The sequence below is a fragment of the Chromobacterium sp. LK11 genome (assembly GCF_001043705.1).
Lineage (GTDB): Bacteria > Pseudomonadota > Gammaproteobacteria > Burkholderiales > Chromobacteriaceae > Chromobacterium > Chromobacterium alkanivorans.
In genome coordinates this window covers 19,043-36,943 of the sequence record NZ_LDUR01000030.1, presented here as the reverse complement: position 1 = coordinate 36,943, position 17,901 = coordinate 19,043, and the positions used below count along the sequence as shown (strand labels likewise).

At 65.6% G+C, this 17,901-nt stretch carries 15 protein-coding genes; 4 read left to right on the top strand and 11 right to left on the bottom strand.

All coding sequences use genetic code 11. The features are described from left to right. Positions 1-501: 501 nt before the first annotated feature. Positions 502-1,326, bottom strand: a complete 825-nt coding sequence (locus VK98_RS18165) for a helix-turn-helix transcriptional regulator (protein WP_048415388.1) — start codon at positions 1,324-1,326, stop codon at positions 502-504. Between the two features lie 136 nt (positions 1,327-1,462). Between VK98_RS18165 and VK98_RS18160 the strand changes: the two genes are divergently transcribed. Then, positions 1,463-2,665, top strand: coding sequence for an NAD(P)/FAD-dependent oxidoreductase (locus VK98_RS18160; protein WP_048415387.1), 1,203 nt, complete (start codon positions 1,463-1,465; stop codon positions 2,663-2,665). A 51-nt stretch (positions 2,666-2,716) separates the two neighbouring features. On the opposite strand, the gene VK98_RS18155 is transcribed toward VK98_RS18160, so the two are convergent. The 4 genes from VK98_RS18155 to VK98_RS18140 form a co-directional block, all read right to left on the bottom strand. After that, positions 2,717-4,390, bottom strand: a complete 1,674-nt coding sequence (locus tag VK98_RS18155; RefSeq protein WP_197083095.1) for a GMC oxidoreductase — start codon at positions 4,388-4,390, stop codon at positions 2,717-2,719. A gap of 343 nt (positions 4,391-4,733) precedes the next feature. Then, positions 4,734-5,240, bottom strand: a complete 507-nt coding sequence (locus VK98_RS18150) for a GNAT family N-acetyltransferase (protein WP_048415386.1) — start codon at positions 5,238-5,240, stop codon at positions 4,734-4,736. Between the two features lie 68 nt (positions 5,241-5,308). Further along, positions 5,309-5,566, bottom strand: coding sequence for a YjhX family toxin (locus VK98_RS18145; protein ID WP_048415385.1), 258 nt, complete (start codon positions 5,564-5,566; stop codon positions 5,309-5,311). A gap of 205 nt (positions 5,567-5,771) precedes the next feature. Beyond that, the gene (locus tag VK98_RS18140) at positions 5,772-6,341 is read right to left on the bottom strand and encodes a GNAT family N-acetyltransferase (RefSeq protein WP_048415384.1); all 570 of its coding nucleotides are present in this window, start codon (positions 6,339-6,341) and stop codon (positions 5,772-5,774) included. A gap of 456 nt (positions 6,342-6,797) precedes the next feature. Between VK98_RS18140 and VK98_RS18135 the strand changes: the two genes are divergently transcribed. Together VK98_RS18135 and VK98_RS18130 are read left to right on the top strand one after the other, a co-directional pair. Further along, positions 6,798-8,459 (top strand): YadA-like family protein, encoded by a 1,662-nt coding sequence (locus VK98_RS18135; protein ID WP_156187945.1) that lies wholly within the window; start codon positions 6,798-6,800, stop codon positions 8,457-8,459. Between the two features lie 44 nt (positions 8,460-8,503). Continuing rightward, entirely contained in the window at positions 8,504-8,938 is a 435-nt protein-coding gene (locus tag VK98_RS18130) for an outer membrane protein assembly factor BamE (protein WP_048415382.1), read from the top strand. Positions 8,939-9,068: 130 nt separating this feature from the next. On the opposite strand, the gene katG is transcribed toward VK98_RS18130, so the two are convergent. The 5 genes from katG to VK98_RS18105 form a co-directional block, all read right to left on the bottom strand. Further along, entirely contained in the window at positions 9,069-11,279 is a 2,211-nt protein-coding gene (katG, locus tag VK98_RS18125) for a catalase/peroxidase HPI (RefSeq protein ID WP_048415381.1), read from the bottom strand. A gap of 222 nt (positions 11,280-11,501) precedes the next feature. Further along, on the bottom strand, positions 11,502-12,083 hold the full coding sequence (locus VK98_RS18120; protein ID WP_048415380.1) for a methylated-DNA--[protein]-cysteine S-methyltransferase: 582 nt from the start codon (positions 12,081-12,083) through the stop codon (positions 11,502-11,504). A gap of 12 nt (positions 12,084-12,095) precedes the next feature. Further along, on the bottom strand, positions 12,096-12,329 hold the full coding sequence (locus VK98_RS18115) for a helix-turn-helix transcriptional regulator (protein ID WP_048415379.1): 234 nt from the start codon (positions 12,327-12,329) through the stop codon (positions 12,096-12,098). Between the two features lie 9 nt (positions 12,330-12,338). After that, positions 12,339-12,899 carry a DUF2975 domain-containing protein gene (locus VK98_RS18110; RefSeq protein ID WP_048415378.1) on the bottom strand — a complete coding sequence of 187 codons (561 nt, stop codon included), beginning with the start codon at positions 12,897-12,899 and terminating at the stop codon, positions 12,339-12,341. Between the two features lie 610 nt (positions 12,900-13,509). Continuing rightward, positions 13,510-13,935 carry an Lrp/AsnC family transcriptional regulator gene (locus tag VK98_RS18105; RefSeq protein WP_048415377.1) on the bottom strand — a complete coding sequence of 142 codons (426 nt, stop codon included), beginning with the start codon at positions 13,933-13,935 and terminating at the stop codon, positions 13,510-13,512. A gap of 149 nt (positions 13,936-14,084) precedes the next feature. On the opposite strand from VK98_RS18105, the gene VK98_RS18100 reads away from it, so the two are divergent. Next, positions 14,085-15,686, top strand: coding sequence for an NAD(P)/FAD-dependent oxidoreductase (locus VK98_RS18100; protein WP_048415376.1), 1,602 nt, complete (start codon positions 14,085-14,087; stop codon positions 15,684-15,686). 96 nt (positions 15,687-15,782) lie between these two features. Here VK98_RS18100 and VK98_RS18095 read toward each other — a convergent pair whose 3' ends face one another. Beyond that, positions 15,783-17,825, bottom strand: coding sequence for a TonB-dependent receptor (locus tag VK98_RS18095; protein WP_048415375.1), 2,043 nt, complete (start codon positions 17,823-17,825; stop codon positions 15,783-15,785). Positions 17,826-17,901: the final 76 nt, after the last annotated feature.

Genomic DNA, 17,901 nt, shown 5'->3' with positions numbered 1-17,901 from the left:
TTTCTGAAAGCAATAATGTTTTTCAAGTACGAAACATCAATGTTCCGCACTGTAATGCGGATGTCATTTTTTTGCATGGCTTCATGATGAAATTCACGCGGTCCTACCGGCACGGATCATTTATGGGTTCCTAGTGGGAAATCGCTGTTCGATTTGCTTGGCCTGCTTGCTATGCCCTGATTTCCATAGATAAACGAGGTTTTGATTGCTGATTGATTTTGCCAGTCAACATTAAGAGCTTTCATAAGAGATTGGCGCTCTATCTCGGCGTAAAAATAGATGGGGAATTTCGATGGAAGCCGATCAAGCTTGGCTGGCCGGGCAGGCGTGCTTTCTTGATCAAAAAATGGACTCAGGCCATGGGGAAGCGCCGGCTTGTTTGGAGAAATTTAAACTATAAAGCAATGTGACAAGCGGCGACAGGATTGCCATGGCCCGAAGCGCGGCGGAGATGGAACGGGCACAGGTGCCTTCGGCCCTCCGATCCCGGCCAAGCTCCTGTCAGGCCAGCCCCTGGCGCGCGAAAAAGTGCGCCGGCGAGTCGCCGAAGGCGCGCCGGAACATCGCGATGAAGTTGCTGGGCGAGGCATAGCCCAAGTCGTCGGCCACCTCGGCCACGGCGACGCCGCGCGCCAGCATTTCCATGCCGCGTATCAACAGTGCCTGCTGCCGCCATTGTCCAAAACTCATGCCGGTATGCGCCTGGATGTGGCGGCGCAGGGTGCGCGGCGACATCGCCGCCGCGTCCGCGCAGTCGGCCAGCGGGTGTTGGCCGGCCGGCCCGGTCAGCAGGCGATGGGCCAGCTCCGCGATGCGCGGATGCTCCGGTATCGGCAAGCAGAGCGCCTGATGCGGCGCTTGCCGCAACTCGTCCAGCAGCACCGCGGCGATGCGTTCCTGCTCCGGCCGCCATTGCGCATAATCCGTCCACGTCACCGCGCGGCGCACCGCGGCGCGCATCAGTTCGGTGATCGCCACCACCTGCGGCTGCGGACTCAGCGTCCGGCTCCAGTCCGGGCTCAACAGCAGGCTCCAGCCGGTCAGCGCGCCGCTGACGCGCACCCGGTGCGGCACGCCGGGCGGAATCCAGCCGGCGCGGTGCGGCGGCAGAGCCCAGGCGCCGCGCGGGGTGCGGATCTGGATCAGGCCGCTTTCCACGCACAGCAGTTGCCCGCGCGCATGGCTGTGCCACGCGTATTCGCGGCTGCCCAGCCGGTAGTCGCTGCCTTCCTGGTCGTTGCCGGGCACGGCGATCAGCGGCGGGCCGCCGGTCCATTCGCTGAGGTCCGGCGCGTCTGCCGGCAGTGTGACGTCGATGTTGGCCATTTTTCACCATTTATTGGCAAAACAGCGTTATAGCAGCTTTGACGGCGGCGCGCACAATCGTCGGCAAGGGCTGGGACCGGCCGCCGGCGCGGCGGCGGTCCAGCCGGATTTTCCAATGACGAATAAAGGACAAGCTATGTCATCTCTACGCATTGGCATTGTCGGCGCCGGCCTGGGCGGGCTGTGCCTGGCTCAGGGCCTGGCGCGCGCCGGCGTCGCCGCCACGCTGTTTGAACGCGACCAGGCGGCGGACAGCCGCTGGCAGGGTTATCGCTTGCGCATCGACGGCGACGGCCAGCAGGCGCTGCGGCAGGCCTTGCCGCCGCGCCAGTTCGAGTTGTTCCGGCAAAGCTGCTCGCTGGGCGGCGACGATTGTTTCGTCGATCCGCAGCTGCGCGCCTGGTCGGAACGCAAGCCGGCGCATTGGCGGCCGTCGGCGCTGGACGAGGACGCGGCCGAGCGGGACCTCAGCGCCAACCGGCAGACCTTGCGGGAAATCCTGGCCAGCGGTCTGGAAGACCGGATTTGTTGGGGCCACGCGCTGCGCGGCTTCAGGGAAACGCCTGGCGGCTTGTTGCTGGATTTCGAGGATCAGCCCGAACGGGAGGTGGATGTGCTGATCGCCGCGGACGGGGTGGCGTCGACGGTGCGCCGACAACTGGTCCCAGGCGGGGAGCCGGCGGACGAGGGCGCCGTGGTGCTTTACGGCGTCACGCCGCGGGACGCCTTGCCGGCCGAGGCGTTGACGTCGGAGCTGGGCCAGGGCGTGTGCGTGGTGTTCGGCGACGGCCTGACGGCGGTGATCGAAGCGATGCGCTTTCGCGCGCCCCTGCCCGAGCTGGCGCGGCGGTTGGCGCCGGAGGTGGCGCTGAGCCCGATGCCGGATTACTGGTATTGGGCCTGCGTGGCGCGGGCCGAGGACTTGGGCGGCGTCTTGCCGGCCGAACGCCTGAGCGGCGACGCGTTGCGGGCGCGGGTGCTGCAGGCGACGCGCGGCTGGCATCCGCGTTTGCAGGCGGTTTTCGCGCAGAGCGATCCCCAGTGCCTGGGCGCGCGCCCGATCCGGATGGCCGCCGAGGTGCCGGTCTGGCGCGGCGAGAGGGTGGCCTTGCTGGGCGACGCGGCGCATGCGATGAGCCCGGCCGGCGGGCTGGGCGCCAACACCGCGCTCTGCGACGGCGCGGAACTGGCGCGGGCTTTGGCTGGAGCGGGCACGGCCGCCGAGGCGGCGGCGGCCCTGCGCGTTTGGGAGCGGGACATGCGGCGGCGCGCCGAACGCGCCTTGCGGGTATCGCGTGAGGGTAGCGCGCGCTTGCTGCAAAGGACGAGCCTGGCGTGAGGCGTGTCCGGCGCGGCGTCGCCATGGTTGGCGGCGCCGCGTCGGGAGGCCTTATTTGCCGTTTTTAATGATGTGCTCGATATTGCGCTCGGCCAGCGCGGAGATGGTCAGCGAGGGGTTGGCCGCGCCGGCGCTGCCGGGGAGCAGCGCGCCGTCCATCACGTACAGGCCGGGATGGCCGATGACGCGGCCCCAGGCGTCGGTGGCCTTGCCGATCACCGCGCCGCCGAGCGGGTGCGCGGTCCAGTTCAGCCCGGTGACGCCGGCGATGATGCCCGGGAAGCCTGGGATGGAGCCGGTGGCGGCGGCTATCCTGTCGTTCACCGTCTTGGCGGCGGCCACGCTGTCGCGGTTGCCGTTCTGCGCCCAGTTCAGCACGACTTTGTCGGTGGCCGGGTTATAGCTGAAATGCCCGCGATTGCTTTGATCGAAGGCGATGCCCAGCGAACCGATCACCGTGGTCAGATCCAGCGGCAGGCCCGGCACGTACCAGTTTTCCAAAGTGAAGGGCAGCCCGCGGCCCGGGTCGTGGATGCGGGAGGCGCTGGGAGTGCCCTGGGTGGCCAGCGACAGCGTGCTCATGCTGCGTGAGACGATGGTGCTGCCATTGCTGCCCCAACCTTGGCCTATGTGTTCGTTGAGATTGCGCAAAGTGCCTTGCGCCCGCGCCTTGACCAGCAATTCCGAACTGCCGATGGAGCCGGCGGCGAGAAAGAGCCGATCGCAGTTGAGCCGGTAGCGGTCCAGTTGCCGGCCGTCGGGCGCGCGTTTGATCACGTCGACCTCGTAGCGGCTGCCGTCCCAGGCGATGCCGAGCACTTCATGGCCGGGATAGATGGCGGTGCGGCCGGTGGCTTGCGCCTGGGCCAGGTAGTTTTGGTTGAGATCGAACTTGGCGCCGTTGGAGTTGCCGTGATTGGACAAGCCCACGGTGGCGGAGGGCGTGGATTGCCAGCGCAGCTCCTGGCGGATCACGTCCCAGTTGAAAATGGAGTCGTTGGTCGTAGTGGCGTAGCCTGCTTTGCGAACATGCTCGTCCCAGACGCGGGAATGATGGAAGGGCTTGCTGTTGTAGATGTCCGCCGGCATGGCGTCCAGGCGCAGCATTTGCCGGACCCTGGGATAGTAGGTCTGGTTCATTTCCGCATAGCTGACCTGCTTGCCGAACAGGGCTTCGAAATAGCGCTGCTCTGGCTGAATCATCACCCCGGTGAACACCACCGATCCGCCGCCGACGCAGGCGCCGCGCCAGACATTCATATTTGGATAATCGGTCGAATCCAGCACGCCGCCGAAGGCGTCGAAATAGGTGGTTGCGCCTATCAGCATCTTGGCCTGGCGGCGGTGCCAGAACGCGCGTCCGTCCGGCAGGGTGTCGTTGGAGAAGATGTCGCGCCGCGGCGCATTGGGCCAGCGGTGGCCGCGCTCCAGCACCGTGACCTGCTGACCGGCCTGGGCCAGGCGCAGCGCGGAGATGGCGCCGCCGAAACCGGAGCCTATCACCAGGTTGGGGGTGTAGGCGGGCGGCCGCGGCACGGCCTGGAACAGTTCCGGAATCAGCAGCTGGTATTTGGCCAGCTGGAGGGCGTCCGAACCGATGAAGGCGGAGGCGGACGCCGGCAGCATCAGGCCGGCGGCGCCGGCACCCGCGCCCAGCAAGAGCTGACGGCGGTTCAGCTGAGCGGTGAGCGGAGAAGCTTGGTCATTGTCGGGGGGGTAAGCCATGGGATCGCCCTTTCATGTTTAAGAGCCCGTGCAAGGTCTGTTGCGCTTTGGCGGCATGCGTTGACACTGGCTTTGGCAGGCGGGCGCGCCGCAGGCACGCTCCGCAGCTTCGGACAGGCTCTGGGGAAGCCGTTGCGGCCAAAAAGTTTGCTTATTAAGTAAGCGGGGTAGATTCTTGTCCGGCCGTCTTGGGGGCGATACTGTCATTTATGACAGATATTTAATTGACATTAAATACTTTATAAAATATTTGCGCGAGGCTGACGCTGCCAGTTCTGGCGTCTTTTCCGATTTCGGGCCATGACAACGGGCCGGCTTGCCAAGCCGCGCCCGCCGTCAGGATTTAGGCGGTGGCTTCGAATGCCGGGTGGTAGCTGACTATGCCGCTTGGCAGCGGCGCGCCGAAGCTTTGCGCCATGAAGTATTCAGCCGGCACGCCCGGCAAAATCAGGCCCGGTTGCGGCTGGAAGCCGAAGCGCGCGTAGTAGCCGGGATCGCCCAGCACCACGCAGCCTTGTGAGCCCAGTTCGCGCAGCGCGGTCAGCGCCTGTTTCATCAGCAGGCTGCCTATGCCCTGGCCCTGCCGTTCCGGGTGCACGGACACCGGTCCGATGCCGTGCCAACCGGCCGCGCCGGTGGAGATGAGCACAGGGGAGGCGGCGATGTGGCCCACCAGCCGTTCGCCGTCCCGCGCCACGATGGACAGCGTGAGCTGGCGGCTGCGGCGCAGCGCGTTGACGATGAACTGTTCGGTATGGCTGGAGTGTTCCTCGGCGAGGAAGGCGGCCCGGGTCAGTTCGAAGATGGCGTCGATGTCGTGGTCTTGTTCGTTTCTCAGCATGAGTGTCATAGCGTTTTCCTTGGAATGGAGCGCGCCAGCGCCGCCGCCTTGCGCGTTCGGCGGCGCGGCGGCGGGGCTCATTGGTTGTCGAGTTGGCCGCGCACGGCGCGCAGGCCGGCCTTGTTGATCTGGTAAGGCTGGCCGTTCTTGGAACTGATCAGGCGTTTGGCTCTGAGTTTCTGGAACACGAGCAGGGTGCAGTCGGACAGCAGATACCCTTCGCGGGTATAGCATTCAACGGTGGCGATACGGCCCGCGTCGTCGCGCAGGTGCGCGATGCGGCCGCCTTTGGCCAGGACGTGCAAAGTCCTTTGCTTCGGCTTGGAGATATTCATATTGGATGATCATTCGGCAATCAAATGCGAAAACGGGCAGCCGCCGCGATGCGGGCGCTACCAGCTAAGGGGCATTTTGACAACGGCCAGCCGGAAAACCGGGCGGCGTTATCGGATTGCTGCAATCTCCAACATGCAAAGCCTTGTGCGAGGAAAAGTAAGAACGCCCATGCAAGATGGGCAGGACGAAATTCTAAGCGGATAGCTAAATAAAATCAACAGCCTGCGCGGTCAGCGCCAGCTCCAGCTGACAGTCGAAAGGCTCCAGCGCCAGTTGCGGCGCGTGCAGCCAGCGGGCGGGAGCGCAGCCGCAGGCTTCGTAGAAGGCGACGGTTTCCACGGCGGAGTGCGAGGAGATGTAGAGCGCGTCCGCGCCCAGTTCGCGGCCGGCGGCGGCGCTGGCCGTCAGCAGCGCGCGGCCCAAGCCCTGGCCGCGCCAGCGGCGGTCCACTTGCAGTTCCTTCAGTTGCCGGTAGCCGCCGCGCGGGCCTAGCGCTTGCGAGTCTATGGCGGCGAAGCCGGCCAGGTGGCCGTCGATTTCCAGCGCCAGCACCGCGCCGGCGGCGGCGATGCGCGCCAGCTCCCGCGCCAGTTCGCGCCGTTCCGCCGGCGACCAGTCGTCGATGAAGGGCTCGGCCACGCATTGCCGGCCATCGGGCCCGGCGCGATAGACCAGATGGACGTCCTGACGGCGCTGGAAGGCGTCCAGCCAGCGGACGGGGATGTCGTGCGGGCTCAGCCGGCGGATGGACAGAGAAGATGGATGGTTGCTCATGGCGCGGATGACGGATGCAAGAACGGAATTATCTCAGAACGTAGCGGCACGCGGCCGGGGGATATTCTGTTTGAATTTTATTATCGATCAAGCAGATTGATAGCTAAAACGAATTAATCAATTCGTTTATTTCAATTTTCACAAATATTAACAGAATGTTAGGATTGATAAAAATCAAAGGCATAGCGTGATCCTGGCCGCGCCGAAAAAGGACGTTCAAGTACTTGTCCTTTTCGAGCGCGGCTTGTCGTGAGCGGAGTGCCTGGCTGCAGAAACAAGCCGACGCTGTTGGCGGAGCCGTGTCGCGTCCCTGGACCGAACCGCGACCGGCCATGGGTTCCAAGCCTGGAGCCACGGCGCGCTTGCCTGCGGAGACAAGACTTGCCTTAGGCGAATTCCATCAATCTGAAGAATGTGGTCTGTGAAATGAGCAACAAAGTATCTGTAGCAAAGCGTTTGCCCGCGCCCTCCCTGGCGTTGAGCGTATTGAGCCTGGCGCTGGCCTGTTCCTGGTCCCCGCTGGCCAAGGCCGACACCATCTCCGGCGTTGGCAGCAATAATGTCTACGGCGCGGGTTCGGTGGACCCGGCAGTGGCGACCAATAGCAATAACTCCATTTACGGCGTGGGCGCCGGCAGCAATATGACCGGCACCAACAACTCGGCGTTCGGAGCCGCCGCCGGCGTGAATGTGAACGGGAGCTATAACACCTCGATCGGTCAGAATGCCGGCACCAATGTGCAGGGCAACAACAACGCCTTCATGGGCAACGACTCCGGCTACAACGTGACCGGCGACGCCAACGTAGGCACCGGCATCAACACCATCCGCAATGTCACCGGCACCGGCAACACTGGCAGCGGCGCCAATTCGGCCCAGAATATCCAGGGCGATTTCAACTCCGGCCTGGGCAACAACTCCAACAACAATGTGACCGGCAGCTACAACACCAGCAGCGGCACGTTCTCCGGCTGGGACATCAAGGGCAGCAACAATACCGCCAACGGCGCGAACGCCGGCAGAAATGTCACGGGCGACAACAATACTGCGGTGGGCACCTCCGCCGGCGGCGGCGTGACCGGCAACGGCAACTTCGCCGCCGGCAGCCAGGCCGGCCAGAACGTGTCCGGCAGCAATAATGTGGCCATCGGCAGCAATGCCGGCTCCAACATCAACGCCAGCAATGCGGTCGCGGTGGGCAGCAACGCCGCCGCCGCCGCCAACAATGCGCTGGCGATAGGCAGCAATGCCCAGGCCAACAATGCCAACGATGTCGCCTTGGGCGCCAATAGCCGGACCGCGGCGGCCAACCCCACCGCCAGCGGCGTGGTGGACGGCGTGACTTACAGCTACGCCGGCGCGGCGCCCTCCAGCGTGGTGAGCGTGGGCAGCGCGGGCAATGAGCGTCAAATCAGCAATGTCGCCGCCGGTCGGGTGAGCGGGAGCAGCACCGACGCGGTGAACGGCAGCCAGCTGAACGCGACCAATCAGGCGGTGCAGCGTGTGAGCGCCAAGGTGGACAACGCCGGCGCCGGCGCCGCGGCGGCCTTGGGCGGCGGCGCGTCCTACAACGCGCAGACCGGCGCGGTGAGCGGCCCGAACTACACCGTGTACGGCAACACCGTGAACAATGTCGGCGATGCGATAGACCGTCTGCAGAAAAGCGGCCCAGTGCAGTATTCCGACCCCAGCGGGCGGACGACGACGACCGTCGGCAACGACGTCACCCTGGTGGGCGGGGATGGCGGCAGGCCGGTGACCATCCACAACGTGGCCACGGGCGTGCGGGGCACGGACGCGGTGAACGTGGACCAGTTGAACGCGGCCAACTTCAACAATCAGCAGCAATTCAAGCAGCTCCGATCCGATCTGTCCGATACGCGCCGCGACGCGCTGGGCGCGGCGGCCGGCGCGATGGCCATGGCAGGCTTGCCGCAGGCCTTCCTGCCCGGCAAGAACATGCTGGCCGTGGCCACGGCGACCACCGGCGGCGAATCCGCCATCGCGGTGGGGCTGTCCTCGCTGTCCGACAACGGCCGCTGGGTGGTGAAATTCTCCGGTTCCACCAACACCCGCGGTCAGGGCGGCGCCAGCCTGGGCGCGGGCTTCCAGTGGTAAGCGGCAAGCAAGATCAATCAGCTGATAGTGAATTGAGATAGATGATGAAAAAAACGGTACTTGGCGGCTCTTTCCGCTACCTGTTGCTGGCGGCGGCCGGCGTGGCCTTGATGGGGTGCGGCACCAGCCGCCTGAGCACGATCACCGATGAAGGCCATCTGGCCGAGCAGGCCAGCCCGGTCTGGCCCAGCGTTGAGCACAACCGCTGGCAGCCGGAAGGCAGCGTTCCCAATCTGGCCAATCTGGCCAAGGTGCAGCCGGGCCTGAGCAAGGAGCAGGTTTACGGCTTGATCGGCCGTCCGCATTTCGCGGAAGGCATGATCGACGTGCGCGAGTGGGATTACGTGCTGAAGCTGAGCCCCAAGGCAGGCGAGCCTGCCCGGGCTTGCCAGTACAAGCTGCTGTTCGACAAGCGGATGAAGCTGGCTTCGGTGATCTGGCGGCAGGAAGCCTGCGCCGAGATCGCCTCCGCGGGCTGATCCGGCTCCGGGGTCATGCAAAAACGAACCGCCTTGACCGGCGGTTCGTTTTTTTCATGCGCGCGCCGCAACGGCGCAAAAAAGCGCGGTCCAGATGGACCGCGCTTTGCTTGCCGGAGGCGAACCGCGCTTATTTCAGATCGAAGCGGTCCAGGTTCATCACCTTGTTCCAGGCGGCGACGAAGTCGCGGACAAACTTAGGCTGCGCGTCGCTTTGCGCGTAGATCTCGGCCAGCGCCCGCAGCTGCGAGTTGGAGCCGAACACCAGATCCACGCGGCTGCCGGTCCATTTGAGCTGTCCGCTCTTGCGATCGCGGCCTTCGTACAGCTCGTTGGCGGCGGAGGCCGGCCGCCAGGCCACGCCCATGTCCAGCAGGTTGACGAAGAAGTCGTTGCTCAAGACGCCCGGACGGGCGGTGAACACGCCGTGCGGCGCATTGTCGACATTGGCGCCCAGCACGCGCAGGCCGCCCACCAGCACGGTCATTTCCGGCGCGCTCAGCGTCAGCAACTGCGCCTTGTCCACCAGCAAGGCCTCCGCCGGCAAGGAGTAGGCCTGCTTCTGGTAGTTGCGGAAACCGTCCGCCTGCGGCTCCAGCACGCTGAAGGACTCCACATCGGTCTGTTCCTGGCTGGCGTCGGCGCGGCCAGGCGCAAACGGCACGCTGACGCTGTGGCCGCCGGCCTTGGCGGCGGCTTCCACCGCCGCGCCGCCGGCCAGCACGATCAGGTCGGCCAGCGACACTTGCTTGCCGCCGCTTTGCGCCGCGTTGAAGTCCTGGCGGATGGCTTCCAGCGCTTGCAGCACGCGGGCCAGTTGCGCCGGCTGGTTCACCGCCCAGTCTTTCTGCGGAGCCAGACGGATGCGGGCGCCGTTGGCGCCGCCGCGCTTGTCCGAGCCGCGGAAGCTGGAGGCGGAGGCCCAGGCGGTGGCCACCAGCTCGCTGACGGACAGGCCGGAGGCCAGCACCTTGGACTTGAGCGCGGCGATGTCCGCGTCGTTGATCCGCGGTTGACAGGCGGCCGGCACCGGGTCTTGCCAGATCAGATCCTCGGCCGGCACTTCCGGCCCCAGGTAACGGGTCTTGGGCCCCATGTCGCGGTGGGTCAGCTTGAACCAGGCGCGGGCGAAGGCGTCGGCGAAAGCGGCCGGGTTTTGATGGAAGCGGCGGGCGATCGGCTCGTAGATCGGGTCGAAGCGCAGCGACAAGTCGGCGGTGGTCATCATCGGCGGGTGTTTCTTCGCCGGATTGTGGGCGTCCGGGATCATATGTTCCGGCTTGACGTTCTTGGCCACCCACTGATGAGCGCCGGCCGGGCTCTTGGTCAGCTCCCAGTCGTAGCCGAACAAGGTGTCGAAATAGCCGTTGTCCCATTGCGTCGGGTTGGGTTTCCACGCGCCCTCGATGCCGCTGGTGGTGGTGTATTCGCCCTTGCCGTCGCCAAAGCGGTTGATCCAGCCCAGGCCCTGCGCTTCCAGCGGCGCGGCTTCCGGTTCCGGGCCCACCAGGGACGGGTCGCCGGCGCCGTGGGCTTTGCCGAAGGTGTGGCCGCCGGCCACCAGGGCCACGGTTTCTTCATCGTTCATCGCCATGCGGGCGAAGGTTTCGCGCACGTCGCGGCCGGAAGCCAGCGGATCCGGATTGCCGTCCGGGCCTTCCGGGTTCACGTAGATCAGGCCCATCTGCACCGCGGCCAGCGGATTGTCCAGCTGGCGGTCGCCGGAGTAGCGGCTGTTGGCCTCGGCGCTGGTGGCCAGCCACTTGGTTTCCGCGCCCCAGTAGACGTCTTCTTCCGGTTGCCAGATGTCCTGACGGCCGCCGCCGAAGCCGAAGGTCTTGAAGCCCATGGATTCCAGCGCCACGTTGCCGGCTAGGATCATCAGATCGGCCCAGGAAATGTGGTTGCCGTATTTCTGCTTGATCGGCCACAGCAGGCGGCGCGCCTTGTCCAGGTTGCCGTTGTCCGGCCAGCTGTTGAGCGGAGCGAAGCGCTGGTTGCCGGTGCTGGCGCCGCCGCGGCCGTCGGCGGTGCGGTAGGTGCCGGCGTCGTGCCAGGCCATGCGGATGAACAGGCCGCCGTAGTGGCCCCAGTCCGCCGGCCACCAGTCCTGCGAGGTGGTCATCAGCGCCTTGAGGTCGTTTTTCAGCGCGACGTAGTCCAGTTGCTGGAAAGCGGCCGAGTAGTCGAAGTCCGGGTCCAGCGGGCTGGAGGCCGGAGCGTGCTGATGCAGGATGTTGAGATTGAGCTGGTTGGGCCACCAGTCGCGGTTGGATCGGGCATTCACTACGGCCGGGTTACCGGCGGCCTGGTGGAACGGGCACTTGGACGGGCTACTCATGACAGACTCCTTTGGTCAATGGGCTCAAGGACTTGATGGCATCAGCTTAGTGAAGCTTGGAGTCGGAAGCCATTGAGCAATTTCAATCAGCTCTATGGCTTCCGTCAATCAATCATGCTTTGGCGATAGTTAGTTCATTAGGCGCGCCGCATAGTTCCTGGCTTTGGCAATAAGACGCCGTTCAAGACTGAAGCGGCGGGGCGGATTCTGAAAGGCGGCGCTCTACAAGGCGCGGCGGATTGCGGGCGTCTCCGGCTGGGGAACGTGCTCGCGCTCATGCGCCAGAAGCCAGGCCTTGCGCTCCAGCCCGCCGCCGTAGCCGGTGAGCGCGCCGTCTTTGCCCAGCACGCGGTGGCAGGGAACGATGACGGAGAGGCGGTTGGCGCCGTTGGCGGCGGCCACGGCGCGGACGGACTGCGGACGGCCCAGTCTCGCCGCCTGTTCCTGGTAGCTGCGGGTGAGGCCGTAGGGCACGCTCAGCAGCAATTGCCAGACCGCCTGCTGGAAGGCGGTGCCGGGCAGGTGCAGCGCCACGTCGAAGCCGCGGCGCGAGCCGGCGAAGTATTCGCCGATCTCGCGCTCGGCCTGCTGCAACAGCGGGCTGTCGCCGTCGGCGATTTCGGCGGACAGTAGGCGGCGCAGCGCCGCCAGCTCCGCGTTCAGGATGGGCCGGTCGCCGAACTCCAGCAGGCACAGGCCCTGTCCGCTGGCGCAGGCGATCATCGCGCCGAGCGGGGAGTCGAAGCGGCGCAAGAGCAGCGGCCCGGCCTGGCGGGCGGCGTGAGTGTGAACGGTTTGGGGCATGGCTAAGCCGGCTTACTCGCCGTCGCTGTCCGCGTCCGGCTCGGCCGGCACCAGTTGCAGCAAGTCGCCCGGCTGGCAGTCCAGATACAGACAGATCGCCTCCAGGGTGGAGAGCCGGAAGCCCTTGACCTTGCCTTGCTTCAGCAGCGACAGGTTTTGTTCGGTGATGCCGATGGCCTGGGCCAGGTCCTTGGATTTGACCTTGCGCTGGACGAGCAGCATGTCCAGATGGATTTTGATGGGCATGTGTCGCTTTCAGATGAATTGCTTATTTTCGCACGCCAGCGCAATGCCTTCTCGCTGAATGCGCGCAATGATCATGACCACGGCGGCAATGAACAGGCTTTCCAGGTTTTCGGTGTGGAAGCTGACGGCGATCAGCCGCTGTCCCTCCGGCCGCATCATGGTCAGCCAGGCGCTGATCATCGGTTGGGAGACGAGGTCCGCCAGCACCCAGAGCGCCACGCTGGAGCCCACCTTGGATAATAAGGACGCGGAGCGTTCCGTAAAGTACTCCCTGCGCGCATAGAGCTTGAACAAGCGGTGCAAGGCATACAGGCCTTGGGCCAGGATCAGCAGCGGGATGCAGGACAGGACCGCGCCGCCGGCGCGTTGCCACAGCGGCAAGCTGGGGAGATCGAACTCGCTTGAACCGTAAAACCCTCTGACGGTGTCAACCGTGACGGTCAAGCCGGCATCGATGATGGACTTGGGAAAGAGCCAGAACAGGATGTCCAGCAGCAGCATGGCGCCAATGCCCAAGACGGTGATGTAGGCCATGGCGGCGCAATAGCGGCTCAATCGCGTGGAGTTCATGAGGGTTCCTTGTGACGGGTTGGAAAGACAATGAGGTCGGAATTGCGAAAGTATCGCGAAACAATTATTTTTTATTGTAAAACGATCATTTTTTGCTGTGCAAGTTTGATTTGCATGCTGTTGCGGCAAGCACACGGCTCGGGCCCGCCGCCGTGCGGCGCGCGGTGAGCCCTCAAGCCTGGCTGGGCGCGGCTTTTGGATTGTTTGGAGGTGTGTTGCGTAGCCGATACATATGGAACGACAAATTATTATCGTTTAACAATAATTAGTTTATGTAATACAGTCATCGTCTTTTGCGCGGAGGCGGACCGCCCTCGCGCGCTGTCTCAAACCCTGCTCAGCGTGTTTAGGCGCCGGAGCAAAGAAAGAGCCTGGACGATGAGCGATGCAAATCAAGCGAGCGGCGCGCCGGAGCCCCCGCCTGGGCGGGCGGCCGCATGGCCGGCGCCGGCCCGTGTTTAAGACCTTGGGCCACGGCCGGCGCGCGCGCCTGCTGTGCGTCTTGCTGGTGTGGGGGCTGGCGGCCTGCAGAGGAGAGGGCGCCGGCTTGAGAGCGGCGATGTCGCGCCCGTTTCAGGCCTTGACCGCGCTGGCGCGCGGGCCAGCGGGTTCAGCGGTCTATCCGCGTGGTCATCAGGATGGCGGTGCTGGTACGCTCCACGCCGTCCAGCGCGCCGATGCGGTCGATCAGCCCGTCCAGCTCGGCCACGCCGGCGGCTTCCACGCCGGCGATGAAGTCGTGGACGCCGCTGACCGAGTGCAGGGTGCGGACCTGGGGCAGCCGGCGCAAGGCGCTTTCAATCGACGGGCTCAGCCGCGGCTCGGCGGCGATCATCACCAGCGCGCGCACTTGGGCGGCGTCGTGAGCGGCGCTGGTGCGCACGCTGTAGCCCAGGATCACGCCGCCGCGCTCCAGTCTTTCGATGCGGCTTTGCACCGTGGTGCGGGACAGGCCCAGCCGGCGCGCCAGCTCCGCGGTGGGCGCGCGGGCGTTTTCGCGCAGCAGCGCGAGCAATTGCTGATCGGTGGCGTCCATGGCGGCTCCGTGCGGGGTAGGCGATTTGGCGCTATGCCGGACTTTTCGTCAATCCGATCAATAATATCCGACAGTTCGTCGCTATGCGCGCTGCAATTTGCCGAACTTGATTCGAGAATGAGGCTTCCCCTGAGACGAGGAGCGAAGCGATGCGGGATGCGATCATTGTGGGCGGCGGCCACAACGGCCTGGTGTGCGCCCATTACCTGGCGCGGGCCGGGCTGAAGGTGACGGTGCTGGAACGGCGCGGCGTGGTGGGCGGCGCGGCGGTGACCGAGGAATTCCATCCCGGCTTCCGCAACTCGGTGGCCGCCTACACGGTGTCGCTGCTCAACCCCAAGGTGAGCCGCGACATGGAGCTGGCGCGCCACGGCCTGAAGGTGGTGGAGCGGCCCTTGTCCAACTTCCTGCCGCTGGACGACGGCGGCTATCTGAAAGTGGGGCCGGGCCGCACCGCCGCCGAGGTGGCGCGCTTCTCGCGCCGCGACGCCGACAGGCTGGACGATTACGCGCGGCATCTGGACGCCGCCGCCGAGCTGCTGCGCGAGCTGGTGTTGCAAACGCCGCCCAACGCGGTGGCGGGCGGCTGGCTGAACGCCTTGCCGGAACTGCTCAAGGCCGGCCGGCTGGGGCGGCGGCTGGGCAAGCTGGAACTGGCGCAGCAGCGCGAATTGCTGGATTTGTTCACCAAGTCCGCCGGCGATTATCTGGACGGCTGGTTCGACAGCGACCCGATCAAGGCGGCCTACGGCTTCGACAGCGTGGTGGGCAACTACGCCAGCCCCTATGCGCCGGGCTCGGCCTATGTGCTGCTGCACCACGTGTTCGGCGAGGTCAACGGCCGCAAGGGCGCATGGGGCCACGCGCTGGGCGGCATGGGCGCCATCACCCAGGCCATGGCCCGCTCGGCGCGCGAACGCGGCGCGGAGATCCGCACCGACAGCGCGGTGCGCGAGGTGCTGCTGGACAAGGGCCGGGCGGTGGGCGTGGTGACCGAGCGCGGCGAGCGGCTGGACGCGAGGGTGGTGGTGTCCAATCTCAATCCGCGGCTGCTCTACACCCAATTGCTGGACCCGGCGGCGCTGCCGGCGGACTTTCTGCGCCGGATGCAGGGCTGGCGCTGCGGCTCCGGCACCTTCCGCATGAACGTGGCCCTGTCCGAGCTGCCGGACTTCAGCTGCCTGCCGGGCAAGGCGCAGGCGGAGCACCACGGCAGCGGCATCATCATCGCGCCCAGCCTGGCCTATATGGAGCGCGCCTATCACGACGCGCGCGAGAGCGGCTGGTCCAGGCTGCCCATCGTGGAAGTGCTGATCCCGTCGACGCTGGATCCGTCCTTGGCGCCGCCGGGCCAGCATGTGGCCAGCCTGTTCTGCCAGCACGTGGCGCCGCAACTGCCGGACGGCGCCAGCTGGGACGATCACCGCGAGGAGGTGGCGGACCTGATGATAGACACCGTCAACCGCTACGCGCCCAACTTCAAGGCCGCGGTGCTGGGGCGTCAGATCATGAGCCCGCTGGACCTGGAGCGCACCTTCGGCCTGGTGGGCGGCGACATCTTCCACGGCGCGCTGGGCCTGGACCAGTTGTTTTCGGCGCGGCCGATGCTGGGCCACGCCGACTACCGCGGCCCCATTGCCGGCCTGTACACCTGCGGCGCCGGTGCCCATCCCGGCGGCGGCGTCACCGGCGCGCCGGGTCACAACGCGGCGCGCGAAGTGCTGCGCGACCTGGGGCGCCGCATGGCTTGAGCCGTCGGCTCAACATCTTGCAGGACGCGGCGCGCGCGCCGGGCGAAAAAAAAGCCCGCGGCGGAGCCGACGGGCAAAAGGGCTATCAAGAGGGAATCAGTAGAAGCGGTAATCCACGGTCAGGCCGACGGTGCGCGGCGCGCCGACCACGCCCAGATTGTTGCCGCGCGCCGGCAGCTGCGCGTACAGCACGCCCTGGTTGCCCAGATTGTTGACGTAGCCGCGCACCGTCCAGGCGGCGCTTTCGTAGCCGGCGTTGAGATTGGCCACGGTGTAGTCGCCGGCGGCGCGGCTGCGTTCGTTGTTGATGTCGGAGTAGTAAGAACCCACCCGGTTCAGGCTGCCGCCGACGAACAGGCCGTGATCCAGCCGCTGCTTGAAGCCCAGGTTCACCGTCAGATGCGGCGCGTAGTTGAATTGATTGCCCTGGATGCCGGGGTTGGCGGCGTCGCTCTGGGTCACCTTGGTGTTCAGCAGGCCCAGGCCGGCGCTCAGCGTCAGCCGCGGCGTGGCCCGCGCCTTGGTTTCCAGCTCCAGGCCGTAGCTTTCGCCCTTGGGGATATTGGTGAAGCGCGAACCCAGGATGGCCTGGTAGCCGGTGTACTGGTTGAAGAAGGCGTTGACGTTGAGGCTGAGGCGCTGCTCCAGGAAGCTGGAGCGGCTGCTGGCCTCGTAGGCGGTGACTTCTTCCTTGTTGTAGGTGTAGTACTCGTTGTTGTTGTCCAGGCCGGAGCCGCCGGCGTTGTAGCCTTTGCGCACCGAGACGCCCAGCGTGGTGTCCGGGCTGTATTTGTAGCTGAGGCCGAGTTTGGGCAGGAACAGGGTTTCGCCGATGTCGAAATCGGCGCGGGCCTGCTTGGGCATGCCCGGCTGCAGCGTGGTGTTGCGGCGTTGCGTCTCGCGCTCCACGCGGCTGCCCAGGTTGAGGCTCCAGCGCTCGTTCAGCGCCAGCGTGGCCTCGCCGTAGACGGCCTGGGTTTTCAGCTTGTCCTTGGCCGCCACGCGCGGCGCGGCGTTCATGTCCTGATCCCTATCGTAGTAATACACCCCCAGCACGCCGCTGAGCGCGCCGTGTTGCGGCGCGTAGCTCAGCCGCGCCTCGGCGGTATTGCTCTTCTCGTCCAGCCGCATGCGGAAATCGCTGCTGTCCACGAAGGCGCTGACGTTGTCGGCGTGGCCCAGCAGCAACTGGGCGCTCCAGGCGTCGTTGAACTGGTATTGCAGATCGGTGCTGACGGTGTTGTTGAAGGAGTCCTGATAGCGTGCCTCGGTGGACAGGCGGTGGTATTGGTAATCGAAGTAATTGCCGTCCACGTAGTTCAGGTACTCGCCCTTGTTCTTGCGGTGCGACACCGTCAGCTTGGCGCTGAAGCCGGGCAGGGCGCCGGGCTTCCACAGCAGCTTGCCGCGCGCGCTGCTGTGCTTGAGGTCGGACGGGTCCCAGGAGGTGTTGGCGCCCGGATAATTGACGTAGCTGTGGCCGTTCAGGCCTTCGGCGGCGATGCGGAAGGCCAGCTCGTCGGTGATAGGGCCGGACACCATGCCGGCCAGCGTGGCCTTGCCGTTCTTGTTCTCGTAACCGGCGCGCAGCGCGCCCTCCCAATCGAAGCTGGGGTCCTTGGTGTTGATCACCACGGCGCCGGCCAGGGTGTTGCGGCCCTGAGTGGTGGATTGCGGGCCGCGCAGCACTTCTATCTGTTCCACGTCCCAGGGGCTGGCGTCCACATAGCGCTGGCCGTTCCAGCTTTCCGGCATGCCGTCCACCGTGGTGCTGACCCGCGGGCGGGAGCCGGACACCAGAGTGTTGTAGCCGGTGCCGGGGCCGGTGCCTTCCACGCCGCGGATATTGACGATGCCGGCGCCGTTGCTGCTGGCGTTGGGCGTGGCGGCCACGCTGTCGTACACCGATTTGTCGCCGCCGTGATCCATGTCGCGGATCACCGTCACCGCGGTGCTGGTGTCCTTCAGCGAGCGTTTGAGCTTTTCGCCGGTGACGGTGACCGTGGGCAGCGCGGCCGGCTGGTCCTGCGCGTCGGCCTTGGTGGCCAGCGCCGCGTGCGAAAGGGTCAGACCGCCGATGCCGGCCAGCGTCAGCCGGGCGGCCTGGGCAAGGGCTTGGCGTTTCAGATTGCGTTCCATCGTTCTGCGATTCCTGTTTTTTTTGTGCGTGACTCAAGATCGGCGCGCTTCTGAAGTTCGGCGGCGTCGTCTGGCT